This window comes from Muricoccus pecuniae (assembly GCF_014199205.1).
In the GTDB taxonomy this organism is placed as follows: Bacteria; Pseudomonadota; Alphaproteobacteria; order Acetobacterales; family Acetobacteraceae; genus Roseomonas; species Roseomonas pecuniae.
The window spans coordinates 118,936-145,929 of the sequence record NZ_JACIJD010000008.1 but is presented as its reverse complement, the minus strand read 5'-3'; the positions used below and the strand labels follow the sequence as shown (position 1 = coordinate 145,929).

22 protein-coding genes and 2 tRNA genes are annotated in these 26,994 nt (G+C 71.8%); 11 read left to right on the top strand and 13 right to left on the bottom strand.

What is annotated here, in order from left to right:
* Positions 1 to 2 precede the first annotated feature (2 nt).
* The 3 genes from FHS87_RS10435 to FHS87_RS10425 all read right to left on the bottom strand — a co-directional run bounded on the left by FHS87_RS10435 (position 3) and on the right by FHS87_RS10425 (position 4,016).
* Positions 3 to 1,760 carry a fatty acyl-AMP ligase gene (locus FHS87_RS10435; RefSeq protein WP_184517423.1) on the bottom strand — a complete coding sequence of 586 codons (1,758 nt, stop codon included), beginning with the start codon at positions 1,758 to 1,760 and terminating at the stop codon, positions 3 to 5.
* Positions 1,760 to 2,557 carry a phosphocholine cytidylyltransferase family protein gene (locus FHS87_RS10430; RefSeq protein ID WP_184517420.1) on the bottom strand — a complete coding sequence of 266 codons (798 nt, stop codon included), beginning with the start codon at positions 2,555 to 2,557 and terminating at the stop codon, positions 1,760 to 1,762. The genes FHS87_RS10435 and FHS87_RS10430 overlap by 1 nt, the downstream gene beginning before the upstream one ends.
* A 103-nt stretch (positions 2,558 to 2,660) precedes the next feature.
* Positions 2,661 to 4,016: a formimidoylglutamate deiminase gene (locus FHS87_RS10425; RefSeq protein ID WP_184517417.1), complete on the bottom strand. Its 1,356-nt coding sequence runs from the start codon at positions 4,014 to 4,016 to the stop codon at positions 2,661 to 2,663.
* Between the two features lie 283 nt (positions 4,017 to 4,299).
* Between FHS87_RS10425 and ffh the strand changes: the two genes are divergently transcribed.
* The 11 genes from ffh (at position 4,300) to FHS87_RS10370 (ending at position 13,440) form a co-directional block, all read left to right on the top strand.
* Positions 4,300 to 5,685, top strand: coding sequence for a signal recognition particle protein (ffh, locus tag FHS87_RS10420; RefSeq protein WP_184517414.1), 1,386 nt, complete (start codon positions 4,300 to 4,302; stop codon positions 5,683 to 5,685).
* Positions 5,686 to 5,719: 34 nt separating this feature from the next.
* Complete coding sequence (gene rpsP / locus FHS87_RS10415) at positions 5,720 to 6,058, top strand: 30S ribosomal protein S16 (protein WP_184517411.1); 339 nt, start codon at positions 5,720 to 5,722, stop codon at positions 6,056 to 6,058.
* Positions 6,059 to 6,076: 18 nt separating this feature from the next.
* Positions 6,077 to 6,664 carry a ribosome maturation factor RimM gene (rimM, locus tag FHS87_RS10410; protein ID WP_184517408.1) on the top strand — a complete coding sequence of 196 codons (588 nt, stop codon included), beginning with the start codon at positions 6,077 to 6,079 and terminating at the stop codon, positions 6,662 to 6,664.
* Complete coding sequence (gene trmD, locus FHS87_RS10405) at positions 6,661 to 7,386, top strand: tRNA (guanosine(37)-N1)-methyltransferase TrmD (RefSeq protein WP_184517405.1); 726 nt, start codon at positions 6,661 to 6,663, stop codon at positions 7,384 to 7,386. The genes rimM and trmD overlap by 4 nt, the downstream gene beginning before the upstream one ends.
* A 26-nt stretch (positions 7,387 to 7,412) precedes the next feature.
* Positions 7,413 to 7,853, top strand: coding sequence for a 50S ribosomal protein L19 (gene rplS, locus FHS87_RS10400; protein ID WP_184517401.1), 441 nt, complete (start codon positions 7,413 to 7,415; stop codon positions 7,851 to 7,853).
* A 68-nt stretch (positions 7,854 to 7,921) separates the two neighbouring features.
* Positions 7,922 to 9,364, top strand: a complete 1,443-nt coding sequence (gene leuC / locus FHS87_RS10395) for a 3-isopropylmalate dehydratase large subunit (protein WP_184517398.1) — start codon at positions 7,922 to 7,924, stop codon at positions 9,362 to 9,364.
* Complete coding sequence (gene leuD / locus FHS87_RS10390; RefSeq protein ID WP_184517395.1) at positions 9,361 to 9,972, top strand: 3-isopropylmalate dehydratase small subunit; 612 nt, start codon at positions 9,361 to 9,363, stop codon at positions 9,970 to 9,972. Before leuC ends, leuD begins: the two co-directional genes overlap by 4 nt.
* A 27-nt stretch (positions 9,973 to 9,999) precedes the next feature.
* Positions 10,000 to 11,112, top strand: coding sequence for a 3-isopropylmalate dehydrogenase (leuB, locus tag FHS87_RS10385; protein WP_184517391.1), 1,113 nt, complete (start codon positions 10,000 to 10,002; stop codon positions 11,110 to 11,112).
* A gap of 49 nt (positions 11,113 to 11,161) precedes the next feature.
* Positions 11,162 to 11,238, top strand: a tRNA-Arg gene (locus FHS87_RS10380).
* Between the two features lie 35 nt (positions 11,239 to 11,273).
* A tRNA-Arg gene (locus FHS87_RS10375) sits at positions 11,274 to 11,350 on the top strand.
* Between the two features lie 134 nt (positions 11,351 to 11,484).
* The gene (locus FHS87_RS10370; RefSeq protein WP_184517390.1) at positions 11,485 to 13,440 is read left to right on the top strand and encodes an AsmA family protein; all 1,956 of its coding nucleotides are present in this window, start codon (positions 11,485 to 11,487) and stop codon (positions 13,438 to 13,440) included.
* Here FHS87_RS10370 and FHS87_RS10365 read toward each other — a convergent pair.
* The 10 genes from FHS87_RS10365 to pheS all read right to left on the bottom strand — a co-directional run bounded on the left by FHS87_RS10365 (position 13,437) and on the right by pheS (position 26,958).
* Positions 13,437 to 14,606, bottom strand: coding sequence for an isovaleryl-CoA dehydrogenase (locus FHS87_RS10365; protein ID WP_184517388.1), 1,170 nt, complete (start codon positions 14,604 to 14,606; stop codon positions 13,437 to 13,439). The two genes, FHS87_RS10370 and FHS87_RS10365, sit on opposite strands and share 4 nt — an antisense overlap.
* An 84-nt stretch (positions 14,607 to 14,690) precedes the next feature.
* The gene (gene xdhB / locus FHS87_RS10360; protein WP_184517386.1) at positions 14,691 to 16,967 is read right to left on the bottom strand and encodes a xanthine dehydrogenase molybdopterin binding subunit; all 2,277 of its coding nucleotides are present in this window, start codon (positions 16,965 to 16,967) and stop codon (positions 14,691 to 14,693) included.
* Positions 16,967 to 18,346: a xanthine dehydrogenase small subunit gene (locus FHS87_RS10355; protein ID WP_184517384.1), complete on the bottom strand. Its 1,380-nt coding sequence runs from the start codon at positions 18,344 to 18,346 to the stop codon at positions 16,967 to 16,969. Before FHS87_RS10355 ends, xdhB begins: the two co-directional genes overlap by 1 nt.
* 48 nt (positions 18,347 to 18,394) lie before the next feature.
* Positions 18,395 to 18,757 carry a response regulator gene (locus tag FHS87_RS10350; RefSeq protein WP_184517382.1) on the bottom strand — a complete coding sequence of 121 codons (363 nt, stop codon included), beginning with the start codon at positions 18,755 to 18,757 and terminating at the stop codon, positions 18,395 to 18,397.
* A 122-nt stretch (positions 18,758 to 18,879) separates the two neighbouring features.
* Positions 18,880 to 19,875, bottom strand: coding sequence for a tripartite tricarboxylate transporter substrate-binding protein (locus FHS87_RS10345; RefSeq protein ID WP_246418306.1), 996 nt, complete (start codon positions 19,873 to 19,875; stop codon positions 18,880 to 18,882).
* 95 nt (positions 19,876 to 19,970) lie between these two features.
* The gene (gene lepA, locus FHS87_RS10340; RefSeq protein WP_184517380.1) at positions 19,971 to 21,776 is read right to left on the bottom strand and encodes a translation elongation factor 4; all 1,806 of its coding nucleotides are present in this window, start codon (positions 21,774 to 21,776) and stop codon (positions 19,971 to 19,973) included.
* 132 nt (positions 21,777 to 21,908) lie between these two features.
* The gene (locus FHS87_RS10335) at positions 21,909 to 22,721 is read right to left on the bottom strand and encodes a potassium channel family protein (RefSeq protein WP_184517378.1); all 813 of its coding nucleotides are present in this window, start codon (positions 22,719 to 22,721) and stop codon (positions 21,909 to 21,911) included.
* Positions 22,718 to 23,296: a peroxidase-related enzyme gene (locus tag FHS87_RS10330; protein ID WP_184517374.1), complete on the bottom strand. Its 579-nt coding sequence runs from the start codon at positions 23,294 to 23,296 to the stop codon at positions 22,718 to 22,720. The genes FHS87_RS10335 and FHS87_RS10330 overlap by 4 nt, the downstream gene beginning before the upstream one ends.
* A gap of 70 nt (positions 23,297 to 23,366) precedes the next feature.
* Positions 23,367 to 25,862: a phenylalanine--tRNA ligase subunit beta gene (gene pheT / locus FHS87_RS10325; RefSeq protein WP_184517370.1), complete on the bottom strand. Its 2,496-nt coding sequence runs from the start codon at positions 25,860 to 25,862 to the stop codon at positions 23,367 to 23,369.
* A 10-nt stretch (positions 25,863 to 25,872) separates the two neighbouring features.
* The gene (gene pheS, locus FHS87_RS10320) at positions 25,873 to 26,958 is read right to left on the bottom strand and encodes a phenylalanine--tRNA ligase subunit alpha (RefSeq protein ID WP_184517368.1); all 1,086 of its coding nucleotides are present in this window, start codon (positions 26,956 to 26,958) and stop codon (positions 25,873 to 25,875) included.
* Positions 26,959 to 26,994 lie beyond the last annotated feature (36 nt).

Sequence of the window (26,994 nt, the reverse complement as noted above, 5' to 3'; positions counted from 1 at the left end):
CTTCATCGCGTGAGGGCGGCGAGCTCGGCGGCGGGCCGGGCGAAGGCCCCCTTGAGGTAGCGGCTGCGGGCCAGCGCCCGGCTGAGCTTGCCCGAGGAGGTGTGCGGCAGGCTCCCCGGCGGCACGAGCACGATCAGCGCCTCCACCCCGTGCCGCGCGCGGAGCGTGCCCGCCGCCTCGGCCGCGAGCCTTTCCCGCCCGGCCTCGTCCGGCGCGCCGCGGGCCTCGATCAGCACCACGACGCGCTCCGTCCCTTCCTCCTCCACGGCGAAGGCGGCGGCATCGCCGCTGCGGAGGCCGGAGACGGCCTGCTCCACCGACCATTCGAGGTCCTGCGGCCAGAGATTCCGGCCGTTGACGATGATGAGGTCCTTCGCGCGCCCGGTGATCACGATCTGCCCGCCGAGCCGGTAGCCGAGATCGCCCGTCTCGAGCCATCCGTCGGGCGAGAGGGCGGCGGCGCTCTCCTCCGGGCGGCCGTCATAGCCGCTCATCAGCCCGGGGCCGCGGACGAGGATGCGGCCGACGCGCCGCTCCGGCAGGGCGGCGCCGTCGGGGTCCCGGATCTCCACCTCAGTGCCGGGAAGCGGTGGGCCGCAGAGGGCGAAGCCGCGGACGCGCCCGCCCCCGGCCGCGGGCGGAGCGGCAAAGCCCTCGCTCTCCAGCCGGTCGAGATCGACCGTGTCCACCGCCACCCCGGCGCCGGGAGGCGCGAAGCTGATGGCCAGCGTCGCCTCCGCCATGCCGTAGCTCGGCACGAAGGCCCCGGGCCTGAAGCCGTCCGGCAGGAAGGTCTCCGCGAAGCGGGCGAGGACATGCGGGCGGATCATGTCCCCCCCGATCCCCGCCGCGCGCCAGGAGGAGAGGTCGAGAGGCGGGCCCTTGGCCGGGTCGGGTCGGCCGCGCCGGACGCAGAGCTCGTAGCCGAAGCTCGGGCTGTAGGAGAGCGTGCCCCGGTTGGCCGAGAGCAGGCGGAGCCAGAGCTGCGGGCGGCGCGCGAATTCCTGGGGCGAGAGGAGGTCGAGCGCCACCTGCCCCGCCATCGGTGCCAGGAGGAAGCCGACGAGGCCCATGTCGTGATAGAGCGGCAGCCAGGACACCGCCCGGTCATCCGGCGTGACGCGCAGCCCGTGGCGCAGGATGGCGCGGAGGTTCTCCATCAGCGCGCGGCCGGTAACGGCGACACCCACGGGGAAGCGCGTGCTGCCCGAGGAGAACTGGAGATAGGCGATGTCCTCCTGCCCCAGCGGCTGCGGCGCGGGCAGTCCCTCCGGCGCCGGGGGCAGGGAGGAGGGGCGCCCGAAGGCCTTCAGCCCCATCTCCTGGGCGACGGGGGCCAGCCAGGGCTTGAGGGACTCCGGCACGAAGAGCGCCGAGGCCCGCGCCGCCACGGCCAGGCGGCGGATATGGTCGATATAGCCCTCCCGCCCGCCGAAGGCCGCCGGCACGGGCAGGAGCGCGGGGACCAGGCCCGCATGCTGGCAGGCGAGGAAAGCGGCGACCACCTCGGGATGCGTCTCGGCGACGATCGCCACCCGCTCCCCCCGCCGCAGCCCGGCATGGAGCAGCCGGCCGGCGAGGTCGAGCGCCTCCTCCCGGAGCTGGCGGTAGGGCAGGGCGCAGGTCACCGCGCCCCGGCCGTCGTGGAAGGAGAGGCCGGTCTCGCCGCCCGCGGCGTATTCCAGCGCTTCCGCGAGGTTCGCGAAGTCCCCGAGGCGCTGGGGCAGGTTGCTGCGCGTCGGGAGGGGCGGGGGCGCCATCAGCGCTCCCCCACCGCCGCGGCCAGGGCCGGGCCGGCGCCTTCCCAGGAGCGGACGAGGGCCTCGGCGCGGGCGAGGTCGGCGGGGTAGTCCACCTCGCCCCAGCTCAGCCCCTCGATGGAGGCCACCTGCACGGCGCCGGTGCGGGCGAGGGTGTGGATGACCGAGAGATACCAGCGCCGCAGCCCGTCTGGCTGGCGCAGCGCGGCCTCCAGCCCGGCCGCGAAGACTCTTCCACCGTGGCCGCGGAACAGGAGCATGCCGATCGACTCCCCGTCGGTCTCGCCGGGAAGGAGGGTCTTGCCGATGGCCGTCAGCCGCGTGCCGTCGAGCGAAACCTTCATGTCGTCGGCGTCATAGGCCGCCTTGCGGTCGATGGTGACGGTGATGGGCGCGTGCGGGGAGGCGAGGAGGCGCTTCAGCACCGCCGGCTCGAAGAGCGTGTCGCCGTTCAGCAGCACCGTGTCCCCCTCCGCGATGAGGTCGCGGACGAGAAAGCAGCTGCCGATGTTCTCGGCCACCGCGAAGAAGGGATTGTAGAGGGTCTCGACCACCATGCCCGGCGGCGCGATGCCCGGGACGGCCCCCTCCAGCGCCTCCGCCTCGAAGCCCGTGACGAGGGTGACGTGGCGGATGCCGGCCGCCGCGAGCCCCCGGAGCTGCCATTCCAGAATCGGATGCCCGGCCACGCGGAGCAGGCATTTCGGGGCATGTTCCGTGAGCGGCAACAGGCGCCGCCCCTGGCCAGCACAAAGTATGATGGCCCTCAACCCAGGTCCCCCCGCCTCTCGCCCCATATCCGCGCGGAGCTACCCCTTTCCCCCGGGGGGCACAAGAATTCATGCCGTTGCCCCGCGGCCTCGATCCCGCTCCGGCCCTGGCCGCCCGGCGAACCGCCCCTCAGCCCGCGGAGGCGCCCGCGATCCGGCGCATGGCGGCGGCGTTCCGGGCCTCGATGGCGTCCCGCGCCACGTGCCGGCCCTCCCGCACCACGGCGCGGCCGGCGCACCAGACGGTGTCCACGCCCCGGTCGGCCGCGGCGAAGATCCAGTGGTCGAGCGCCTCATCCTCGGTGATGCCGGGCGCCGGGCGGAGCGCGACGAGGTCGGCCGGCGCGCCGGGGCGGAGGGCGGGGGCCTCCTCGCCCAGCGCGCGGGAGCCGCCGGCCAGCGCCGCCTCGAACAGGGTGCGCCCGGTGGAGGCGCCGGGTGCCGGGGCCATGAGGTTGCGCCCCCGCCGCGCCAGGCGCTGCGAGTACTCCAGCATCCGCAGCTCGCCATTCGCGGCGATGGAGACGTTGGAGTCCGTTCCCACGCCCCAGGCCCCCTCGGCGGCGCCCCAGCTCTCCGCATCGAAGACGCCGTCGCCGAGATTGGCCTCGGTCACGGGGCACAGCCCGGCCACGGCGCCCGTGCGGGCGAGGCGCGCGGCCTCCCCGGGCAGCATGTGGGTGGCGTGGACGAGGCACCAGCGCCGGTCCGGGCCGGCATGGTCCAGCAACCAATCCACCGGGCGCGCGCCGCTCCAGGCGAGGCATTCCTCCACTTCCCGCACCTGCTCGGCGGCGTGGATGTGGACGGGGCGGCCGGGCAGCATGGAGAGGACGGCGGCCAGCTCCTCCGGGGTCACGGCGCGCAGGCTGTGGGGCGCGACGCCCAGCCCGGCGCCCTCCAGGGAGGCGATCGCGCGGGCGCTTCCCTCCAGCAGCCGGGCGAAGCCGTCGAGGTCGTTCACGAAGCGGCGCTGCCCCGGCAGGGGTGGCAGCCCGCCGAAGCCCGCATGCGCGTAGAGGACGGGAAGAAGGGTGAGCCGGAGCCCGGTCTCCGCGGCCGCGGCGGCGATGCGGGACGCCATCTCCGCCGGATCGTCATAGCAGCGGCCGTCGGGCGCGTGGTGGAGGTAGTGGAACTCGCCGACGCGGGTGAAGCCGGATTCGAGCATCTCGGCATAGGCGAGCGCCGCGATCGCCTCGACATCCTCGGGGGTGAGCACCGGGAGGGAGCGGTACATCACGTCGCGCCAGGACCAGAAGCTGTCCTCCCCCGGGCCGCGCCGCTCCGTCCGCCCCGCGATGGCGCGCTGGAAGGCATGGGAGTGGAGGTTGGGGAGGCCGGGCACGGCCAGGGCGTGGCGCTCGACCCCCGACGGGGCTGACTCGCCCGGGCGGACTGCGGCGATCCGCCCGGCATCCAGCTCCACCAGCACGTCCCGCGCCCAGCCGCCGGGCAGCAGCGCGGCGCCGAAATGCAGCCTCATGCCCCGGGGATCCCGCGCCGCCCATCTCGTGCCGGGGTCATGGAGGGGTCGCTCGTCATGCGCGGAGGATGCGGGCCGGGCGGTCCGGTGTCCATGAGGGCCGCCCGACGCTGCAATTCCTTGACGCAGGGGTCCCGTGCCTGTATGGCCCGCCCCTCACGGGACATGTCCCGCCCGCCGGTCGGCCGCCCCCTGGGTGCCGGCTCCGCCGCTCCGCGAAGACTCGCGCAGCGGCGCGATCGGTCATGGGGCGGTCCCAGCGTGAAAGGTCCACCCCGCCCGAATGTTCGAGGCGCTCTCCTCCCGCCTGAACGGCGTCTTCGACAAGCTCCGCCGCCGCGGCGCGCTGTCCGAGGCCGACGTGAACGAGGCCCTGCGCGAGGTCCGCATCGCCCTGCTGGAGGCCGATGTGGCGCTCCCGGTGGCGCGCGACCTCATCAACAAGGTGCGCGAGCGGGCCGTGGGCGTGGAGGTGATCCGCAGCGTCTCCCCCGCCCAGCAGGTGGTGAAGATCGTCAACGACGCGCTGGTCGAGGCGCTCGGGGGCGGGGAGGGGGAGGAAGCCCCGGGGCTCGACCTCAACGCGCCGGCGCCGGTGCCGATCCTGATGGTCGGCCTCCAGGGCTCCGGCAAGACGACCACCTCCGGCAAGATCGCGCTGCGGCTGCGGACGCGGGAGAAGAAGAAGGTCCTGCTCGCCTCGCTGGACGTGCAGCGCCCGGCGGCGCAGCTCCAGCTGCAGACGCTGGCGAACCAGACCGGCGTCACCAGCCTCCCCATCATCCCCGGCCAGACCCCGCTGGAGATCGCGGCGCGCGCCATGGATGTGGCGCGGCGCGAGCTCTACGACGTCGTCATCCTCGACACCGCCGGCCGCCTCTCCATCGACGACGCGCTGATGGACGAGGTCGCTGCCGTGAAGGCCGCGACGCGGCCGCACCAGACGCTGCTCGTCGTGGACGCCATGACGGGCCAGGACGCGGTGAACACCGCGCGGAACTTCCAGGACCGCGTGGGCGTCAACGGCATCGTCATGACGCGCGTGGACGGCGACGCCCGCGGCGGCGCGGCGCTTTCCATGCGGGCCGTCACCGGCGCGCCGATCCGCCTGCTCGGCGCGGGCGAGAAGCTGGACGCGCTGGAGGACTTCCACCCCTCCCGCATTGCCGGGCGCATCCTCGGCATGGGCGACATCGTCTCCCTCGTCGAGCGCGCGGCGGAGACGATCGACCGCGACGAGGCCGAGAAGCTCGCGGCCAAGATGCAGAAGGGCACCTTCGACCTGGAGGACTTCGCATCCCAGCTGAAGCAGGTCGGCAAGATGGGGAACCTCTCGGGGATCCTCGGTATGCTGCCCGGCATGGGCGCGATGAAGGACAAGATCGCCAACGCGAAGATCGACGACGGGATGATCGGGCGGCAGTCCGCCATCATCTCCTCGATGACGCGCAAGGAGCGGAAGAACCCCGACATCATCAAGGCGTCGCGCAAGAAGCGCATCGCCGCGGGTGCCGGTGTCACGGTTCAGGATGTGAACCGCCTGCTGAAGCAGTTCGACGACATGTCCGCGATGATGAAGCGGATGAACAAGCTCGGCCAGAAGGGGTTGATGCGCGGCGGTCTCGGCGCGCTCCTGCCTGGCATGGGGGGCGGCAAGCGCCCCTTCTGATCAACCCAGCACAGACACACTAAGGAAGCTGAATATGGGCCTCAAGATCCGCCTCGCCCGCGCCGGTGCCAAGAAGCGCCCCTACTACCACATCGTGGTGGCCGACAGCCGCTCGCCGCGCGACGGCCGCTTCATCGAGCGCCTGGGTTCCTACAACCCGATGCTGCCCTCCGACCATGCCGAGCGCGTGCGCCTCTTCGACGAGCGCGTGAGCCACTGGATCTCCCAGGGCGCCGTGGCGACGGACCGCGTGGCGAAGTTCCTCGGCAAGGCCGGCCTGGCCCCGATGCCCGTGTTCCGCGACCAGCCGAAGCAGTCCGCCCCGAAGAAGCGCGCCCAGGAGCGCGCCGCGGCCGCCGCCGCGAACGGCTGAGAGTAGTCCCGCTCAGCCATGTCCGCGTCGCGTCGCATCCTGGTCGGCGAGTTCGGCCGCCCGCACGGGGTGAGGGGGCTGATTCATCTCCGCTCCCACACCGCCGAGCCGGCGGCCATCGCCGGCTATGGACCGCTCTCGGACGAGAGCGGCGCCCGGCGCTTCGTGCTGAAATGGCTGGCCGAAGGGCTGGTGCAGGTGGAAGGCGTCACGGACCGTGACGCCGCCGCCAGGCTCACCGGCACACGCCTCTATGTCGACCGGGACGCGCTCCCGCCGCCCGAGGAGGACGAGTTCTACCTCGCCGACCTGATCGGCCTGCGCGCCGAGACGGAAGGCGGGGAGCTGCTCGGCACCGTCTCGGCGGTGGAGGATTTCGGCGCCGGCAGCGTGCTCACGCTGCGCGACGCGAACGGGCGGGAGTCGCTCTTCCCCTTCACCAGGGCCGTGGTGCCCGTGGTGGAGATCGCGGCGGGGCGGATTGTGGTCGTGCCTCCGGGCGAGACGGAGGTGCCTCCCCAGCCCGGCGAGGCGGAAGCGACCGACACGCCCCGCCCGCGCCGCCCCTCCATGCGCCGCCGCAGCGGCGGGCGGGACGCGGCATGAGCTGGCGCGCCACCGTCCTCACCCTGTTTCCGGGCATGTTCCCGGGGCCGCTCGGCACCTCGCTGGCCGGGCGCGGCATGGAGCGCGGGCTCTGGTCGCTGGAGGCGCGCGACATCCGCGCCGTCGCCACCGACCGGCACCGCACCGTGGACGACACGCCCTTCGGGGGCGGCGCCGGCATGGTGCTGCGCCCCGATGTGGTGGATGCCGCCGTGGCCGCCGCCATGCCGGAGGGCGATGCGCGCCCGCTGGTCTTCCTCACCCCGCGCGGCGCGCCGCTCCGGCAGGAGCTGGTGCGGGAGCTCTCGGCGGGGCCCGGCGTGGTGGCGCTCTGCGGCCGCTACGAGGGGGTGGACCAGCGCGTGGTCGAGGCGCGCGGGATGATCGAGGTCTCCATCGGCGACTACGTCCTCTCCGGGGGCGAGCTGGCCGCGATGGTGCTGCTCGATGCCTGCGTGCGCCTCATCCCCGGCGTGATGGGCGCGGCCGAGAGCGCGGAGGAGGAGAGCTTTTCCGCAGGGCTGCTCGAATACCCCCACTACACCCGCCCCGCCGAGTGGCGCGGCCGGCGCGTGCCGGAGGTTCTCCTCTCCGGCCACCACGCCGAGGTCGCGCGCTGGCGGCGCGAGCAATCCGAGGCCGTGACGCGCGAGCGGCGCCCCGACCTCCTGAGTGAACAACGGCGCGCCGCGCCATTGCATCCGGCGGCAAGCCCCGCCTAAACGACGCGAAGAAGAGGACCACAGCCATGAACCTGCTGCAGCAGTTCGAGCACGAGCAGATGACCCGCCTCGCGGGCGCGCGCCAGACCCCCGAGTTCGATGCCGGCGACACCGTCCGCGTGATGGTGAAGGTGCAGGAAGGCGAGCGCATCCGCACCCAGGCCTATGAGGGCGTGGTGATCGCCCGCTCCAACCGCGGGCTGAACAGCAACTTCACCGTGCGCAAGCTCTCCTACGGCGAGGGCGTGGAGCGCGTCTTCCCGCTCTACTCCCCGAACGTGGCGGAGATCCAGGTCGTGCGCCGGGGCAAGGTGCGCCGCGCGAAGCTGTACTACCTGCGCGGCCGCACGGGTAAGTCCGCCCGCATCCAGGAGCGCGCGGCCGTTCGCGGCCCCAAGGGCGGCGCCTCCGCCGTGGCCGAGAGCCCGGTCGCGGCGAACGAGCAGCTGAACGAGCAGCAGGCGTAAGACGGCCGGAAGCGGCCCGCCCGGAAAGGGCGGGCCGCGCACCGGTGACGCAAGAGGGGAGAGGAAACATGTCGGCCACGAAGCCGCGCACCTTGTTCGACAAGATCTGGGACGCCCACGTCGTCGAGCAACTTCCGGACGGAACCTCCCTTCTCTACATCGACCGCCACCTCGTCCATGAGGTGACGAGCCCGCAGGCCTTCGAGGGCCTGCGCGCCACGGGCCGCCGCGTGCGCCGGCTGGACGGCACCTTCGCCGTCACCGACCACAACGTGCCCACGGATTCCACCCGCTTCACCGGCATCCGCGAGCCCGAGAGCGCGCTGCAGGTCGCGACGCTGGAGAGGAACGTCGCCGAGTTCGGCGTCACCTACATCCCGCTGAACGACCGGCGCCAGGGCATCGTCCACATCGTCGGGCCGGAGCTGGGCATCTCGCTGCCGGGCATGACGATCGTCTGCGGCGACAGCCACACCTCCACGCACGGCGCGCTCGGCGCGCTCGCCTTCGGCATCGGCACTTCCGAGGTCGAGCACGTGCTCGCCACCCAGACGCTGCTGCAGAAGCCCGCGAAGAACATGCGGGTGACGGTGAACGGGAAGCTCGGCTTCGGCTGTACGGCCAAGGACATCGTGCTCGCCATCATCGGCAAGATCGGCACGGCCGGCGGCACGGGCCATGTGATCGAGTTCGCCGGCGAGGCGATCCGCGCGCTCGACATGGCCGGGCGCATGACGATCTGCAACATGTCCATCGAGGCCGGCGCGCGGGCCGGCATGATCGCGCCCGACGAGACCACCTTCGACTACGTCCGCACCCGCCCGATGGCGCCGAAGGGCGAGGCGCTGGAGCGCGCCATCGCCTGGTGGCGCAGCCTGCCGAGCGACGAGGGCGCGGTGTTCGACCGCGAGGTCGTGCTCGACGCCTCCGAGATCGCGCCGATGGTGAGCTGGGGCACCTCGCCCGAGGACGTGCTGCCCATCACGGGCATCGTGCCCGATCCCGAGGCGGCCGCCGACGAGGCGCGCCGCGCGCAGCTCCGCCGCATGGTGGAGTATATGGGCCTCACCCCGGGCCAGCGCCTGCAGGAGCTGAAGGTGGACGCCGTCTTCCTGGGTTCCTGCACCAATGGCCGCATCGAGGACATCCGCGCCGCCGCCGAGGTGATGCGCGGCCGCCGCGTGGCGGAGGGCGTGCGCGCCATGGTCGTGCCCGGCTCCGGCCTCGTGAAGGAGCAGGCGGAGAGGGAAGGGCTGGACGTCATCCTCAAGGAGGCGGGCTTCGAGTGGCGAGAGGCCGGCTGCTCCATGTGCCTCGGCATGAACCCCGACCGGCTCGAGCCGGGCCAGCGCTGCGCCTCCACCTCCAACCGGAACTTCGAGGGCCGGCAGGGCAAGGGCTCGCGCACCCATCTCCTCTCCCCCGCCATGGCCGCCGCGGCGGCGGTGACCGGGCGCCTGACGGATGTGCGCGAGCTGGCGGGCGCGAGCGCGATGGGAGACGCGGCATGACCCCCTTCACGACCCTCACCGGCATCGCCGCGCCGCTGCCGATGGCGAATGTCGACACGGACAAGATCATTCCCGCGCGCTTCCTCAAGACGATCGAGCGCAAGGGACTCGGCCGCGCCGCCTTCGCGGACATGCGCTTCAACGACGATGGCTCGGAGAAGCCCGAATTCGTTCTGAACCGCGAACCCTACCGCGCGGCCGAGATTCTCATCGCGCATGAGAACTTCGGCTGCGGCTCCTCGCGCGAGCACGCGCCCTGGGCGCTGCTGGATTTCGGCATCCGCTGCGTCATCGCACCCGATTTCGCCGACATCTTCTTCAACAACTCCTTCAAGAACGGCATCTTGCCGATCCGCCTTCCGCGCGAGCTGTGCGACGCGCTGATGGAGGATGCCAAGCTCGGCGCCAACGCGCGCATTACCGTCGATCTCGCGCGCCAGGTCGTGCTGCGTCCGAACGGGGAGGAGATCCCCTTCGATGTCGATCCGCTCCGCAAGCACCGGCTGCTGAACGGGCTGGACGACATCGGCGAGACGATGCAGCGTTCCGCCGTGATCGAGAGCTTCGAGCAGAAGCAGCGCGCGGCGCAGCCCTGGCTCTTCGGCTGAAGCCTCGCGCGTCCAAGGAAGGTTCCGATGCCCGCGAACAAGAAGCTGCTTGTACTGCCCGGTGACGGCATCGGCCCCGAGGTGATGCGCGAGGTCCGCCGCGTGGTGGACTGGATGGACCGCCGCCGCAGCGTGACCTTCGACGTGGTGGAGGGGCTGGTCGGCGGCGCCGCGATCGACGCCGAGGGGCATCCATGCCCGGACAGCACGATGGAAAAGGCGCGGGCCGCCGATGCCATCCTGTTCGGCTCCGTGGGCGGGCCGAAATGGGATACGCTGCCCTTCGAGAACCGGCCGGAGCTGGGCATCCTGCGGCTGCGCAAGGATCTCGGCCTCTTCGCTAACCTCCGGCCGGCGCAGGTCTGGTCGCCGCTCGCCCAGGCATCCTCCCTCAAGGCCGAGCTGGTGGACGGGCTCGACCTGATGATCGTCCGGGAGAGCACCGGCGGCATCTATTTCGGCGAGCCACGCGGGATCGAGACGCTGCCGAACGGCATGCGCCGAGGCTTCGACACCGAGTCCTACACGGAGGAGGAGATCACCCGCGTCGCGCGCATCGGCTTCGAGCTGGCGCGCAAGCGGAGCAACAAGCTGACGAGCGTCGAGAAGGCGAATGTCATGCAGTCCGGCCGCTTCTGGCGGGAGGTGGTGACCGCCGTCGGGAAGTCGGAATTCCCCGATGTCGAGCTGTCGCACATGTATGCCGACAACTGCGCCATGCAGCTCGCCTCGCGCCCGAAGCAGTTCGACGTGATCCTCGCCAGCAATCTCTTCGGCGACGTGCTGTCCGATCTTGCGGCGGCGGTCACGGGCAGCCTCGGCATGCTTCCCTCGGCGACGCTCGGGGCGCCGGACCCGGATGGGCGGCGTCATGCCCTCTACGAGCCGATCCACGGCTCGGCGCCGGATATCGCGGGGAAGGGCATCGCCAATCCCTGCGCGCAGATCCTCTCCTTCGCCATGCTGCTCCGCTGGTCCTTCGGCATGGAGGAGGACGCGCGCATGCTGGAGAACGCGGTGGAGCGCGTGCTCGCGGGCGGGCTCCGCACGGCCGACATCATGGTCTCCGGGGCGGCGCGCGTGGGCACCTCCATCATGGGCGAGGCCGTTATTCGCGAACTCGACAAAATGGCGGCTTGAGGGGGTTGCGCCCCCCACGGCTCCGGGCTATCTCCCGCGCAACGGAAGAGCGCTCGTAGCTCAACTGGATAGAGCACTAGACTACGGATCTGGGGGTTAGGGGTTCGAATCCTCTCGAGCGCGCCAAGCTCCCTGATCCAAGCGTTGTTTGACTTTGGTACGCGCCCGTAGCTCAGCTGGATAGAGCACCAGACTACGAATCTGGGGGTCAGAGGTTCGAATCCTTTCGGGCGCGCCATAGTCCTCGCGGTGATCCACCGCTTCTCCCAGCCTCCTTGCTGCAGCGCAAACCGGCCATGCCGGACAACCATCCCGTTCCTCGCGCATTTACATCCCAAGCCGTTTTCGCGGCGGAGGAATGCTGAGGGCCGCATGGCACAACGCCGGATACCGCGCTGGCTGCTCTGGACGGGGGTTCCGATCCTGCTGATCGGCCTGCTCATCTCCGTCTGGTCCTGGGACTGGTTCATCCCCCTTGTGGAGAGCCGCGCTTCCGCGGCGCTGGGCCGGAAGGTGACGATCGAGCACCTCCATGTGCGTCTCGGCCGGGTCGTGCAGATCTCCGCCGACGGCCTGCGCGTGGCCAGCCCGGAGGGCTTCCCGGAAGATCCGCCCTTCGCCCGGGCAGAGCGGCTCTCGGCCGGGCTGGACGTGATGGCCTATATCCGCGATCGCGCCCTGGTGATTCCCTCCATCGAGGTGATGCGGCCGGTGGTGGAGGCGGTCGCGCTCGCCGATGGGCGGGCGAACTACAAGTTCGATCTCGGCCAGCCCGCCGGAGAGGGCGGCGAGACCCCGCCCGATCGTGCCGCGCCCCGGATCGGGCTGCTGCGGATCGTCGAGGGCAAGGCCCATGTGGTCGATCCCCGTCTGACCGCCGACTTCAACCTCGATGTCGGCACCCGCGGCGAGGAGAGCGCCGATCCCCGGATCGCGGTCGAAGCGCAGGGCACCTATGCCGGCCAGCCTATCCGTGGCACGGCCCTGGGCGGGGCCGTCCTCGCCTTGCAGGATAGCGGGAAGGCTTGGCCCATCGAGATGCGGCTGGAGAACGGGCCCACCCAGGTCAGCGTGCGGGGCACCGTCCAGAACCCGCTCGCACTCCAGGGCGCCGATGTCCGGCTGGAGATGAAGGGGCCCGACATGGGGCTCCTCCAGCCCCTGACAGGGGTTCCGATCCCGAAGACGCCGAATTACGAAATAGCCGGGCAGATCGACTACATCGCCGGGCGCGTGCGCTTCCGCGACTTCGCCGGGCGTATGGGGCGCAGCGACCTGAACGGGACCATCACCGTCACCACGGGCGGGGCAAAGCCGGTGGTGGACGCGGAACTGCGCTCACGCCGAGTGGACCTGGCCGATCTCGGCGGCTTCATCGGCGAGGAGCCGGGGCGCACCACCACGCCGGGCCAGACGCCCGAGCAGCGGCGGGCCGTCGCGCGAGACCAGGCGCGCGGGCGCGTGCTTCCGGATGACCCCATTAACTTTCCCAAGATCGAGGCCGCCAACGTCAACCTGAACTACCGGGCGGAGAGCATCGTCGGGCGCAACATGCCCTTCGACAACATGCGGGCCGAGATGGAGGTGAAGGACGGCGCGATCACCGTGCGGCCGCTCGCGCTCGGCGTCGGCACAGGCCGCATCGAGGGGACGGTCGCGCTCACGCCGGAGGAGGGAGGCAAGCTCCGGGGGCGGGCCGATGTCCAGTTCCAGCGACTCGATCTCTCCCGCCTGATGCGGGCCACCAACGGCTTCGAGGGCGCGGGACGTATCAACGGCCGCGCGCGGATCGAGGGGGCGGGCGGCTCCTTCGCGGACATCCTGGGCAGCGGCACCGGCGAGATCACCCTCGGCATGGCGGGCGGCAACCTGTCCGCCCTGCTCGTGGACCTCTCCGGCCTGCGGCTGGGCAATGCGCTGCTCTCCGCGCTCCAGCTCCCGGACCGGACGGTGGTGCAGTGCTTCGTCGCCAGTGTCGCGCTGCAGCGCGGCATCGCCAATCTGCGCACCGTCATCCTCGACACGGAAGACGTGATCATCAACGCGACCGGCGACGTGAACCTCGCGCGGGAGCGGCTGAACGTGCGGCTGCGGAGCGAGTCGAAGGGGTTCACCATCGGCGCCGTGCCAACCTCCATCCACATCGACGGCGGCTTCCGCAACCCCGATATCGGGCCGGAGGTCGGGGAGCTTCTCACGCGCGGCGGGCTGATCGGCGGGCTAGCGGCGCTGGTCGCGCCCGTAGCGGGGCTGCTGCCCACCATCCAGTTCGGCTCGGGGGAGAACGATCGCTGCGAGGCGCTGGTGCGCCGCGCCTCCCGGCGCTAGGCCGTCTCGGCGAAGAGCTCCCGGCCGATCAGCATCCGCCGGATCTCGCTCGTGCCCGCGCCGATCTCGTAGAGCTTCGCGTCGCGCAGCAGGCGCCCCGTGGGATAGTCGTTGATGTAGCCGTTGCCGCCGAGGCATTGGATGGCCTCCAGCGCCATCCAGGTGGCCTTCTCCGCGGCGTAGAGGATGGCGCCGGCGGCGTCCTTGCGCGTGGTCTGGCCGCGGTCGCAGGCCCTCGCCACGGCGTAGACATAGGACTTCGCCGCGTTCATCACGGTGTACATGTCGGCGATCTTGCCCTGCATGAGCTGGAACTCGCCGATGGGCTGGCCGAACTGCTTGCGGTCGTGGATGTAGGGAAGCACCACGTCCAGGCAGGCGTGCATGATGCCGGTCGGGCCGGCGGCGAGCACCGCACGCTCGTAGTCGAGCCCGCTCATCAGCACGTTCACCCCGCGGCCCTCGGTGCCCAGCACGTTCTCCGCCGGCACCTCGCAATCCTCGAAGACGAGCTCGCAGGTGTTGGAGCCTCGCATGCCGAGCTTGTCGAGCTTCTGCGCGGTGGAGAAGCCCTTGAAGCCCTTCTCGATGAGGAAGGCGGTGATGCCGCGCGGCCCGGCGGCCGGATCGGTTTTGGCGTAGACGACGAGCGTGTCGGCGTCCGGCCCGTTGGTGATCCACATCTTGCTGCCGTTGATGACGTAGCGGTCGCCGCGGCGCTCGGCGCGGGTCCGCATGCTGACCACATCAGATCCGGCGCCCGGCTCGCTCATCGCGAGCGCGCCCACATGCTCGCCGTTGATGAGCCGTGGGAGGTAGCGGCGCTTCTGCTCCTCGCTGCCGTTGCGGGCGATCTGGTTCACGCAGAGGTTGGAATGCGCGCCGTAGGAGAGGGCGACGCTCGCCGAGGCCCGGCTCAACTCCTCCATGGCCACGCAGTGCTCGAGATAGCCCATGGCCGCGCCGCCATACCCCTCCGGCGCGGTGATCCCGAGCAGGCCGAGATCGCCGAACTTCCGCCAGAGATCCATCGGGAACTCGTTGCTGCGGTCGATCTCGGCGGCGCGGGGGGCGATCTCGTCTGCCGCGAAGGCGGCGACCTGCTCGCGCAGGGCGTCGGCCGTCTCGCCCAGGCCGAAATCGAGTCCGCGGAAGCTGTTGCTCATGCCGTTCCCTCTGCCCCTGCCTGAACTCGGGGCCTTGGGGAAACGGTATGGGCCGCGGCGCCCGACGGCAAGCCGCCTCCGCCGTTAGCCCCTCGCGGCCGTCAGCAGGCGCTCGGGCGTCGCGGGCAGGTCCAGCCGCTCGCAGCCGGCGGCGTCCCGCAGCGCGTTCCACACGGCGGTGGCGAGCATCAGCGGCGGCTCGCCCACGGCCTTGGAACGGAACACCGTATCCGCCCGGCTGGGCGCCCCTTCCAGCAGCCGGACGTTGAACACGGGCGGCACGTCCCGCGAGCCCGGGATCTTGTAGGTGGAGGGGCCGAGGGTGCGGAGCCGCCCCTCCTCGTCCCACCACAGCTCCTCGCAAGTGAGCCAGCCCAGGCCCTGGACGAAGGCGCCTTCGATCTGCCCCCGGTCCACGGCGGGGTTGAGGGAGCGGCCGCAATCCTGGACGAGGTCCGCGCGCAGCAGCCGGTGCTCGCCCGTCAGGAGGTCCAGCTCCACCTCGGCGACCGCGGCGCCGTAGGAGAAGTAGAAGAAGGGCTCGCCCCGCATGGCGGCGGGGTCCCAGTGGATGCCGGGCGTCCGGTAGAAGCCGGTGGAGGAGAGGGAGATGCGCGCCTGGACGCAGCGATGCGCCAACTCGCCGAAGCCCATGCGGTGATTTCCCGCGAAGACCTCCTCCTCCTCGAAGCGCACCTCCTCCGGCCCCACGCCCCATTCGGCGGCGGCCAGCTCGGCCATGCGGGTGCGGATGGTGGTGGCGGCGATCTGGGCGGCCCAGCCGTTCAGGTCCGTGCCCGTGCTCGCGGCCGTCGGGGCGGTGTTGGGCACCTCGGCCGTGCTGGTGGGCGTGATCCGCACGCGCTCGACGCCGACGCCGAACACGCCGGCCACGACCTGGGCGATCTTGATGAACAGCCCCTGGCCCATCTCCGTGCCGCCGTGGTTCAGGCGGATGGAGCCGTCCTCGTAGACATGCACCAGCGCGCCGGCCTGGTTCATCGACATGATGCCGAAGGAGATGCCGAAGGCGAGGACGAAGCTGCCGAGGCCGCGCCTGACCACCTCGTTTGCGGCGTTGAAGGCGTCCACCTCCGCGCGGCGGCGGGCCCAGTCGGCGCCGTCCCGGCACTCGGCCCAGACGCGGCGGAGGAGGTCCCCCTCCAGCGCCTGGCCATAGGGCGTGTGGGAGCCGTTGCCCCCGCCCGCCAGGTTGCGCTCCCGCACCGCCTCCTGCGTGAGGCCGAGGGTGCGGGCGACGCGATGCGTCACATCCTCCATCAGCAGCACGCCCTGCGGCCCGCCGAAGCCGCGGAAAGCGGTGTTGCTCACCGTGTTCGTCTTGCAGGCGACGCCGCTGATGGTGACGTCGGGCACGTCGAGGCAGTTCAGCGCGTGGGTGACGGAGCGGAAGACCACCCCGCCCGAGAGGTCCACGCTGTGCCCGCCATCGGCCGCCAGCGTCGCCTCCAGCGCGAGGATGCGGCCGGTCTCGTCGAAGCCGGCCTGCCAGCGGTAGAGCATGGGGTGGCGCTTGCCGGTCGCCGCGATGTCCTGCTTGCGGCCGAGGCGGAGCTTCACCGGGCGGCCGGTGCGGCGGGCGGCCAGGGCCGCGCAGGCGGCGACCCAGGAGGCGTTGCTCTCCTTCCCCCCGAAGCCGCCGCCGAGGCGGCGGACCTGGACGGAGATCCGGTTGTGGTCGAGGCCGAGGAGGCGGGCGGCGACGTGCTGCACCTCCGTCGGGTGCTGGGTCGAGGAGTGGATCGTGAGGTCCCCGTCCTCCCCCGGCACGGCGAGGGCGATCTGCCCCTCGAGGTAGAAGTGCTCCTGCCCGCCCGCCACGAAGGTGCCGGAGAGGCGACGCGGCGCGGCGGCGAGGATGGCGGGCGCGTTCCCGCGCGACATGACCATGGGCGGCATGAGGAAGGCGCCGGCATCCAGCGCCTCCTCCACGGAAAGAACGGGGCGAAGCGGCTCGATCCCCGGCCGCACCGCCGCCGCGCCGGCCAGGGCCGCGTCCCGCGTCTCGGCGACGACGATCGCCAGCGGCTGGCCCCAGTACTCCACCAGCCCCTCGGCCAGCATGTGCTCCTGCGCGCGCCCAGCCTGGGCGATGTCGTTCCGGCCAGGGATGTCCCCCGGCCCGATCGCGGCGACGACGCCGGGGGTGGCGAGGGCGGGGGAGAGGTCGATCGGCGCGAGGTGGCCATGCGCGACCGGCGAGAGCACCAGCGCGGCGTGGAGCAGGGCCGGCGGCATGGGGATATCGTCGGCGAAGCGGGCCTCGCCGGTTGCGTGCTTCAGCGCGCTGTCCTGGCGGAGGGAGGCGCCGGGCCCTGTGTGGCGCGCGGTCATGTCCATCAGGCGAATTCCGGCTGCCGGTGCCAGAGGCGCCGGAGAAGGTTGCCGGCGGCGAGCCGGCGATAGGCCGCGCTGCCGCGGAGGTCCGAGAGCGGGCTGATGGCGGCCTCCAGCGCCGCGGCCGCGGCCTCGACCGCCTCCCGGCTCCAGGGCCGGCCGGCGAGCGCGGCCTCGGCCGGACCGCAGCGCTCGGCGCGCGGCCCCGTGCCGCCGAGGGCGATGCGGGCGCGGGCGACCAGCCCGCCCTCCATCTCGATCAGGGCGGAGAGGCCGACCGTGGTGATGTCCTGGTCCGGCCGCTTGGACAGCTTCTCCGCCGCGAAGAGCGCGCCGGCGGGCGGGTGGGGGATGAGCACGTCCCGTATCACCTCGCCCGGGAGGAGGGCGTTGGTGCGGTAGCCCGTGAGGAAGCTCTCCACCGCCATCTCCCTCTCGCCCCCCGCCCCGGCGATGCGGAGCGTGGCGCCGAGGGCGATCAGCGGCGGCAGGGCGTCGCCGATCGGGGAGGCCGTGCCGAGATTACCGCCGAGCGTTCCCATCCCGCGGATCTGGCGGGAGCCGAGGCGGCGCAGCAGGGCGGCGAACGGGGCGAGGGCGACATCCCGCGCGCAGGCGGCGAGGAGCCGGCGGTAGCTCGTCGCGGCGCCCACGCGCAGCCATCCCGGCCCGGCCTCCAGCAGGTTCAGCTCCGGCACACCGGAGAGAAGGATGACCCGCGGCGGCACCTCCCGGCGCTCGGAGACGCGCAGCCCGAGATCGGTGCCACCGGCGAGGAGCCAGGCCTCGGGATGGGCCGCGCGCAGGGCGAGCAGGTCCGCCAGGCTCGTCGGGCGGTCGAAGACCTGGCCCGGTGCCTCGAAGCGGGTGGCGGGGGCGTCCGGCGCGGGCGGCGGCGGCACGCCGTCGTCATGGAGCGCCTCCAGCACCTCGACGATCGGGCGGTAGCCCGTGCAGCGGCAGAGATTCCCGGCGAGCGCGTCATGCGGGTCGCCGCCCTCCCGCGCATGGGCCCAGGCCGTCATGACGATGCCGGGGGTGCAGAAGCCGCACTGCGTGGCGTCCCCCTCGGCCATGGCGCGCTGCACGGGATGGGGGCCGCCATCGGCGCCGCTCAACCCCTCCACCGTGCGGATGCGGCGGCCATGCATCTGCCCGAGCAGGGCGAGGCAGGCATTCACCGGTACCCGCGCCCCTTCCTCCTCCTCGACCACCACGGTGCAGGCGCCGCAATCGCCTTCCGCGCAGCCCTCCTTCGTCCCGGCGAGGCCGGCGGGGCCGCGGAGCCAGTCGAGAAGGGTCGCGGTGGGGGAGATCCCCGGCGGCAGCCTCCGCGGGGTGCCGTTCAGGGTGAAGACGATCGGGCCGGCGATGGGCGTCATGGCAGGGAGCCTAGCAGGCTCCGTGCCGTGGCATACCCGGCCCGCCGCTCAGCCGACGGGCAGCCGGGCGAGGGCGGCGGTCAGGTCCTCGGGCGCGTAGGGCTTGGCGAGGACCGGGTTGCCGACGAGGCGCTGCGGCAGCCCGGCCGCGCCGTAGCCGGAGGCGACGACGAAGGGAACCTCCAGCGCCATCAGCCGCTCGGCCACCGGCTCGGAGGTTTCGCCGGCCAGGTTCAGGTCCAGCACCGCGAGGTCGGGGCGTTCGGACTCGAGGAGCGACAGCGCCTCGGAGACGGTCGCCACTGGCCCCATCACCTGCACCCCGGCATCGGCCAGCGTATCCTCGACCAGCATGGCGACGAGGGTCTCATCCTCGACAACCAGAACGCGGCGGCCCGTCAGGCTTCCCATCCAGACAGTCCCTCCATCTCCGGCGAGGGCACCCCGCCGGTTCAAACATGCCCAAGGGCGTGGCCCCGGGCCGCCGCCCTGTCAAGCTCGGCCCGGTTTCGTTACGCCTCCGAGCGGCCGCGTCAGTCCGCGTACTGCCCCGCGGCCTGGATGATCGGGCGCCACTTGGCGATGTCCGCCTGCCAGTAGCGGCGATGCGCCTCCGGCGTCGCCTGCTCCTGGCTCACCGGGGTGGTGCCCAGCTCGGCGAAGCGCGCGATCAGCCGCTCGTCGCGCAGCGCGACCTGCAGGGCGCGGGAGAGGCGGTTCACGATGGCCGCGTCCGTGCCCTTCGGCGCGTAGAGCCCGTGCCAGACCGAGACCTCGAATCCGGGCAGCCCCGCCTCGCTCGCCGTCGGCAGGTTCGGAAGGGCCGAGTTCCGGGCGGAGGTGGTGACGGCGAAGGCCTTCACCGCGCCCGAGGTGATCTGCTGCGTCGTGTTGGTCGTCTGGTCGCAGAGAAGGTCCACCGTGCCGCCGATGAGGTCCGTCATCGCCGGGCCCGTGCCGCGATAGGGCACCGTGGTGACCTGGGTCTGCACCGCCGCCTGCAGCAGCAGCCCGCAGATATGGGAGGCGGCGCCGACGCCGGCATTGGCCAGGTTCACCTCCAGCTTCCGCTGGCGCATCACCTGCACCAGCTCGGCGAGGTTGTTCGCGGGGAAGTCCTTCTTGGCGATGATGGTCATCGGGACTTCGGTGATCAGCCCGGCCGCCTCGAAGCCGTTCACGGGATCGTAGGCGAGGCGGCGGTAGAGGGAGGGGGTGGTGCCCATCCCGATATGGTGGATGAGCAGGGTGTGCCCGTCCGGCCGGGCCTGGGCGACGCGCTGCGCGCCGAGCGTCCCGCCGGCGCCGCCCACGTTCTCCACGACCACGGGCTGGCCGAGGTCGCGCGCCATCACCTCGGCGACGAGGCGGGAGACCACGTCCGTCGGGCCACCGGCCGCGAAGGGGACGATGATGGTGACGGGGCGGTTGGGGTAGTTCGCCTGGGCGCGCGCCGTGCCGGGAAGCAGGGCCGGGGCGGCGAGGGCGGTCGCGAGGGCGAGCGCGCGGCGACGCGTCATCGAGATCATGGACGTGAACTCCCGTTAATAACGGGGCGGTCGCAGGATTCGGGGCGCGCTGTCAAGCGGGTTGCGGGGGCGCAACGGCGCGCCCCCGCCGGGGCTCAGGAATCCATCTTGAGCGCGGCGATGAAGGCGCTCTGCGGGATCTCCACCTTGCCGAACTGCCGCATGCGCTTCTTGCCCTCCTTCTGCTTCTCCAGGAGCTTGCGCTTGCGGCTGATGTCGCCGCCATAGCACTTGGCGGTGACGTCCTTGGACATGGCGCCGATCGTCTCGCGCGCGATGACGCGGCCGCCGATCGCGGCCTGGATGGGGATCTTGAAGAGCTGGCGGGGGATGAGGTCCTTCAGCTTCTCGCAGATCTGGCGGCCACGGCGCTCGGCCTGGGAACGGTGGGCCATGAAGGAGAGGGCGTCCACCGGTTCGTTGTTCACGAGGATGCCGATCTTCACGAGGTCGCCCTCCTCGTAGCTGTCCATCGCGTAGTCGAAGCTGGCATAGCCGCGGGAGATGGACTTGAGGCGGTCGTAGAAGTCGAAGACCACCTCGTTCAGCGGCAGGCGGTACACGGCCATGGCGCGGGCGCCGACATAGGTCAGCTCCACCTGCTGCCCGCGGCGCTCGCTGCAGAGCGTGAGGATGTTGCCGAGATACTCGTCCGGCACGAAGATCGTCGCCTTGATCCAGGGTTCCTGGATGCTGTCGATCGTGACGATGTCGGGCATGTCGGCGGGGTTGTGCAGCTCCCGCTCCGTGCCGTTCGTCATCTTGAGCTTGTAGACAACGCTCGGCGCCGTCGCGATGAGATCGAGGTCGAACTCGCGCGAGAGGCGCTCCTGGATGATCTCGAGGTGCAGCAGGCCGAGGAAGCCGCAGCGGTAGCCGAAGCCGAGCGCCGCGCTGCTCTCCGCCTCGTAGTGGAAGGAAGCGTCGTTCAGCCGCAGCTTGGCGAGACTGTCGCGCAGCTTCTCGAAGTCGTCGGCATCCACGGGGTAGAGGCCGCACCAGACCACGGGGATGGAGGGCTTGAAGCCCGGCAGCGCCTCGGCCGCGGGGTTGCGGTCGTCCGTGATGGTGTCGCCGACATTCGTGTCGGCGACCGTCTTGATGGCGGCGGTGATGTAGCCCATCTCGCCCGGCCCGAGGCTCTCCACCGCCTGCATCTTCGGCCGGAAGACGCCGACCTGCTCGACCACATGCGTCGAGCCCTCCGCCATCATGCGGATCTTCTGCCCCTTGCGGAGGTGCCCGTCCTTCACGCGGACGAGGATGACGACCCCGAGATACGGGTCGTACCAGCTATCGACGAGAAGGGCCTTGGTGGCAGTAGAGGCGTCGCCCTTGGGCGGGGGGAGGCGGGTGACGATGGCCTCCAGCACCCCCTCGATGTTCAGCCCGGTCTTGGCGGAGATCATCACGGCGTCGTCGGCGGGCAGGCCGACCACGTCCTCGATCTGCTGCTTCACCCGCTCCGGCTCGGCGGCGGGGAGATCGACCTTGTTGAGGATGGGGACGATCTCGTGGCCCGCATCGATGGCCTGGTAGACATTGGCCAGGGTCTGCGCCTCCACGCCCTGGGAGGCGTCCACCACCAGGAGGGAGCCCTCGCAGGCCGCGAGGCTGCGCGAGACCTCATAGGCGAAGTCCACATGGCCCGGCGTGTCCATGAGGTTCAGGACATAGTCCTGCCCGTCCTGCGCGCGGTAGTTCAGGCGCACGGTCTGCGCCTTGATGGTGATGCCGCGCTCCTTCTCGATGTCCATGTTGTCCAGCACCTGCTCCGTCATCTCGCGGGAGGTGAGGGCGCCGGTGTTCTGGATCAGCCGGTCGGCCAGGGTGGACTTGCCGTGGTCGATATGGGCGATGATCGAGAAGTTGCGGATGCGGTCGAGCGGGGTGTCGGTCATCTGGTTCCGGGCCGTGGGCGGGCATGGCCCCCCGGCCTGATTCAGGGGCCAATCTGGGGCGTTCAGGGCATCAGATAGGGCAGGCCGCGCCCGGGGCCAAGCGCGGCGTGCCGGGGGGAGCGGCAGGGGGGCTCAGCTGCCCTCGTCCGGGATGTTCAGGGTCTGGCCGCAGGCCTTGCAGTGGACGGCGTCCGGCTCGTGCCGCTGGAGCCCGCAATTGGGGCAGGGGAAGCGGACCTTGTTCGGCCGGAACAGGGACTGGGCCAGGCGCAGGAAGAGGGTCACGCCGGCGAACATGATGAGGACGGTCAGCAGCCGGCCCGTGCGCCCGGGCAGGGTGATGTCCCCGAAGCCCGTCGTCGTCAGGGCGGTGACCGTGAAGTAGAGGGCGTCCGCGTAGTCCCGGATCTCCTCGTTGAACCGGTACTGGGTCTCGTAGACCAGCCCCGTCATGATGAAGATGAAGACGACGAGGTCGGTGGCGGCGACGATCGAGTCCTCGTTCCGCTGGAAGGCGGGGAAGTCCCGGCGCAGGCGGTTCAGCAGCCGCGGGGAGCGGAGGAGCCTGATGACCCGCAGGGCCCGCAGGAAGCCCGCCGCCGCCCCCAGCCTGGGGATGAGGAAGCAAAGGATCGCCACCGCATCGGCGAGGGTGGCCGGATGCATCAGCTCGCGCCACGGCCGGGGGCTGGCGCGGAGCCGGGCGCCGAACTCGGCCAGCAGGACGAGGCCGAGGGCCGTGTCCGCCACCTCCACCGCGGTGGTCCGCGCGATGAAGGAGGTGGCGATGATGAAGACGAGGGTGACCGCGTCCAGCAGGAGCAGGCCGTAGCGGTAGCGGACCGCGCGGGGCGTGTCGCGATAGTAGAGCTCTCGGAAAAACTGCCGGTCCGCGGGAAGGGCCGCGCTGCCCCGCCCGTTCCGGCCATGCGCCGGGAGCTTCATCGCCGCCCGAGGGTGTGGAACTCCGGATTCGGCCGGAGATCCATCGCGTTGGCCAGGCGGTTGGACATGGAGAAGAAGGCGGCGATGGCCGCGATGTCCCAGGCCTCGTCCTCGGAGAAGCCGGCCTCGGCCAGCGCCCGGTGGTCCTCCTCGCCCACGAGATGCGAGGCGGTGGCCACCTTCAGCGCATGGTCCAGCATGGCGCGCTGGCGGGGTGGCAGCCCGGCCTTGCGGTAGTTCGTCGCCACGAGGTCGGCGATGACGGAGTCCTTCGCCCGGACCCGCAGGATCGCCCCGTGCGCCACCACGCAGTAGAGGCAGGAATGGGCGGAGGAGACGGCGATGACGATCATCTCCCGCTCGGCCGCCGTCAGCCCCTCGCGCTTCTCCATGAGGGCGTCGTGGTAGGCGACGAAGGCGCGGAACTCCTCCGGGCGCCGGGCGAGGAGGAGGAAGACATTGGGCACGAAGCCCGCCTTCTCCTGCACGGCCAGGATCTTCTCGCGGATGTCCTGGGGCAGGTCGCCCAGTTCGGGAACGGGGAGGCGGAAGGGGCGAGGGGCTTCGCTGGCCATGGTCGTTTCCGTCTTGTGGGCACCCGCCGGGGCGGGCGCCGCGCCACGCTAGACCCGACGCGCCCTGCGGTCAGCCCCGCAGCACCGCGCCCGTCGCCTTGGTGACGGCGGCGACGATGCGCCCGGTGATCGCCTCGATCTCCGCATCCGTCAGCGTCCGCTCCCGCGGCTGGAGCGTGATCTCCAGGGCGAGGGACACCTTCCCCTCGGGAAGCCGGTCACCGGCATAGCGGTCGAAGAGCGACACATCGGCCAGCAGGTTCCGCTCCGCGTTGCGGGCGGCACGGATCAGCGCCTCGGCGCCCACCGTCTCGTCCACCAGGAAGGCCAGGTCTCGGCGGAGGGGCTGGAAAGCCGGGAGATCAGGCGCGGCCTTCTTCCGGCGCTTCGGCTCGGGAACCGAATCCAGCAGCACCTCGAAGGCCACCGCCGGCCCGTCGATGCCCAGCGCCGAGAGCAGGCGGGGATGCAGCTCCCCGAAGCGCGCGAGCGGCAGCTTCGGGCCGCTGCGCAGCACGCCGGAACGGCCGGGATGGTAGTGCCCGGGCGCATCGGCGGTGACGCTCAGCGCCGCGGGCGAGAGGCCGAGGGCGAGCAGCACGGCCAGCGCGTCCCCCTTCGCGTCCAGCGCGTCCACGGGGCGGGAGGGCTCCAGCGGATGGCGCGGCGTCCGCCCCAGGCGAAGCCCGGCCGCGGTGGCGAGCTGCCCTTCCGGCGAGGGCACGGCGTAGGAGGCGCCGATCTCAAAGAGCGCCACGTCCGGGAAGCCGCGCGCCGCGTTGCGCCCGGCGGCACCGAGCAGGGTGGCGAGCGGCGTGGGCCGCATCTGGTCGAGATCGGCGGCGATCGGGTTCTCCACACGGAGCGACTCCGGTGCCTCCCCGAACAGGAGGGCCGTGCCGCGGCCGGTGAAGCCGAAGGTCACGGCCTCGGCGAGCCCGCGCGAGGCCAGCACGCGGCGGGCAAGGCCGGCGCGGGACTGGCGCGGGGTGAGGGCGGGAAGGGGCAGCCGCCCCTCGGCGGGCAGGGAGACGGCGGGGATGGCGTCCAGCCCCTCCAGCCGCAGCACTTCCTCCAGCAGGTCGCACTCGGCCTCGACATCCTCGACCCCCTCGGCCGCCGCGGCGGCGCGGGCGGGATCGAGGTTCGGCTCCTGCGTCAGCTCCGTGCCGCCCGCGCGATAGGTGGAGCGGGAGGAGGCGACGTCGTTGCGCCAGGACGGCACGGCGACGGTGACGGAGGCCGCGTCCTGAGCCCCCACCGCGAAGCCCAGCCGCTCCAGCGAGGCCACGGCGCGCTCGGCCGGGATGGAGGAGCCGCCGAGGCCCGCGATCCGCTCGAAACGCAGCGTCGCGTCGCGACGCCACTGCGGCTCCGCCCCGGCCTCGGTGATCGTGCTCGCCTCGCCGCCGCAGAGATCGACGATCATCCGCGTCGCCGCCTCCAGCATCGCGCGCTGCGCGGCGGGGTCGAGGCCGCGCTCGTTGCGCGCGCGGGCGTCGCTGTGCACCCCGTGGCGGCGGCCGGTGAGGGCGATGCGCACGGGGTCGAAGAGCGCGCACTCGATGAAGACCTCTCGCGTCCCCTCGTCGCAGCCCGTGGACTCGCCGCCGACAATAGCGGCGAGGCTCTCCACCCCGGCCTCGTCGGCGATGACGATATCCTCGGGCGTCGGGCGGTAGGTCTTGCCGTTCAGCGCAAGGTACTCGTCGCCCTCGCGGCCGAGGCGCATGGTGAGGGTTCGCCCCTTCACCTTTGCCACGTCGAAGACGTGCAGCGGGCGGCCGAGATCGAAGGTGAAGAAGTTGGTGACGTCCACCAGCGCGTTGATCGGGCGCAGGCCGATGGCGGTCAGCCGGTCCTGCATCCACTTGGGCGAGGGGCCGTTGGTCACGCCCCGCACGGCGCGGCCGAGCACCTGGATGCAGGCGCGGGGATCGTCGATCAGCCATTCCAGCGGCGTGGGATAGGCGGGCGCGACCGGCTCCGGGTTCCAGGGCTTCAGCGTGCCGAGCCCCGCCGCGGCGAGGTCACGCGCCACGCCGCGCACGGCCAGCGCGTCGCCGCGGTTGGGGGTGACGCTGATCTCGATCACGGGATCGCCCAGCCCGGCATAGTCGGCATAGGGCGTGCCCACCGGCGCGTCCTCCGGCAGCTCCACGATGCCGCTGTGGTCGTCGCCCAGCCCCATCTCGCGCGAGGAGAGCATCATCGCCTCGCTCTTCACGCCGCGGATCTCGCCGGCCTTCAGCGTGATGCCGGTGCCGGGCACGAAGGCGCCGGGCAGCGCCGCCACGCCCCTCATTCCCGCGCGCGCATTGGGCGCGCCGCAGACGACGGAACGGAGGGTGCCGTCGCCCACATCCACCTTCAGCGCGCGCAGGCGATCGGCGTTCGGGTGCTGCTCCGCCTCGACCACATGGGCGATGCGGAAGGGGGCGAGGGCGGCGGCGCGGTCCTCCACGCCCTCGACCTCCAGCCCGATGGTGTTGAGGGTCGCGAGGATCCGGTCCAGCGACGCATCCGTCTCCAGATGGTCGCGCAGCCAGGAGAGGGTGAACTTCATCGTCTGTCTCTCAGGCGGCGTCGTGGAGCGTGAAGGGCGAGAGCGGCGAGGTCGCGTAGTGGCGCAGCCAGCGAAGATCCGCCTCGTAGAAGGGGCGCAGGTCGGGGATGCCGTGCTTCAGCATGGTGATGCGCTCGATCCCCATGCCGAAGGCGAAGCCCTGCCACACCTTCGGGTCGATGCCGGCATTGGCCAGCACCTTCGGATGCACCATGCCGCTGCCCAGGATCTCCAGCCAGTCACCGCCCTGGCCCAGCTCGCCCGTCCTGCGGCTCCAGCCGATATCCACCTCCATCGAGGGCTCGGTGAAGGGGAAGTAGCTGCTGCGGAAGCGCACGGGCAGGTCCGCGATGCCGAAGAAGGCGCGAAGGAAGTCGACGAGCGTGCCCTTCAGGTGCCCCATGTGGATGTCGCGCCCGATCACCAGCCCCTCGACCTGATGGAACATGGGCGAGTGCGTTGCGTCGTGGTCCGCGCGCCAGGTGCGGCCGGGGACGATCACGCGGATCGGCGGCTCCTCCTCCAGCATCGTGCGGATCTGCACGGGGCTCGTGTGGGTCCGCAGCACCGGGCGCCGCCCGCCGGGCTCGGGAGGGGTGAGATAGAAGGTGTCGTGGTCCTGCCGGGCGGGGTGATGGTCCGGGATGTTGAGGGCGGAGAAGTTGTGCCAGTCGCCCTCGATGTCCGGCCCCTCGGCCACCCTGAAGCCCATCGCGCCGAAGAGGGCGATCAGCTCCTCCATGGTGCGGGAGATCGGGTGGATGCTGCCGGATTCCGGCCCCGTCGGCGGGTGCGGGCGCGGGGGGAGGGTGACGTCCATCCGCTCCGCCGCCAGCTTCGCGTCCAGTGCGAAGGCCTCCAGCGTCGTGCGGCGGCTATCCAGCGCGCGCTCCACCTCGAGCTTGAGCGCGTTCACCTGCGCCCCACGCGCGCGGCGCTCCTCCGGCGGGAGGGCGCCGAGGGTCTTGAGCAGCCCCGTCACCTCGCCGCTCTTGCCCAGCGCCGAGACGCGCACCGCGTCTAGCGCGCGGAGGTCGGCGGCCTCCGCGATGGCGGCCTCGATCGAGGCGCGCAGCATGTCGAGATCGTCAACCATTCCCGAACCCATCCCTGGCCACCCGGCGGGCGCCCC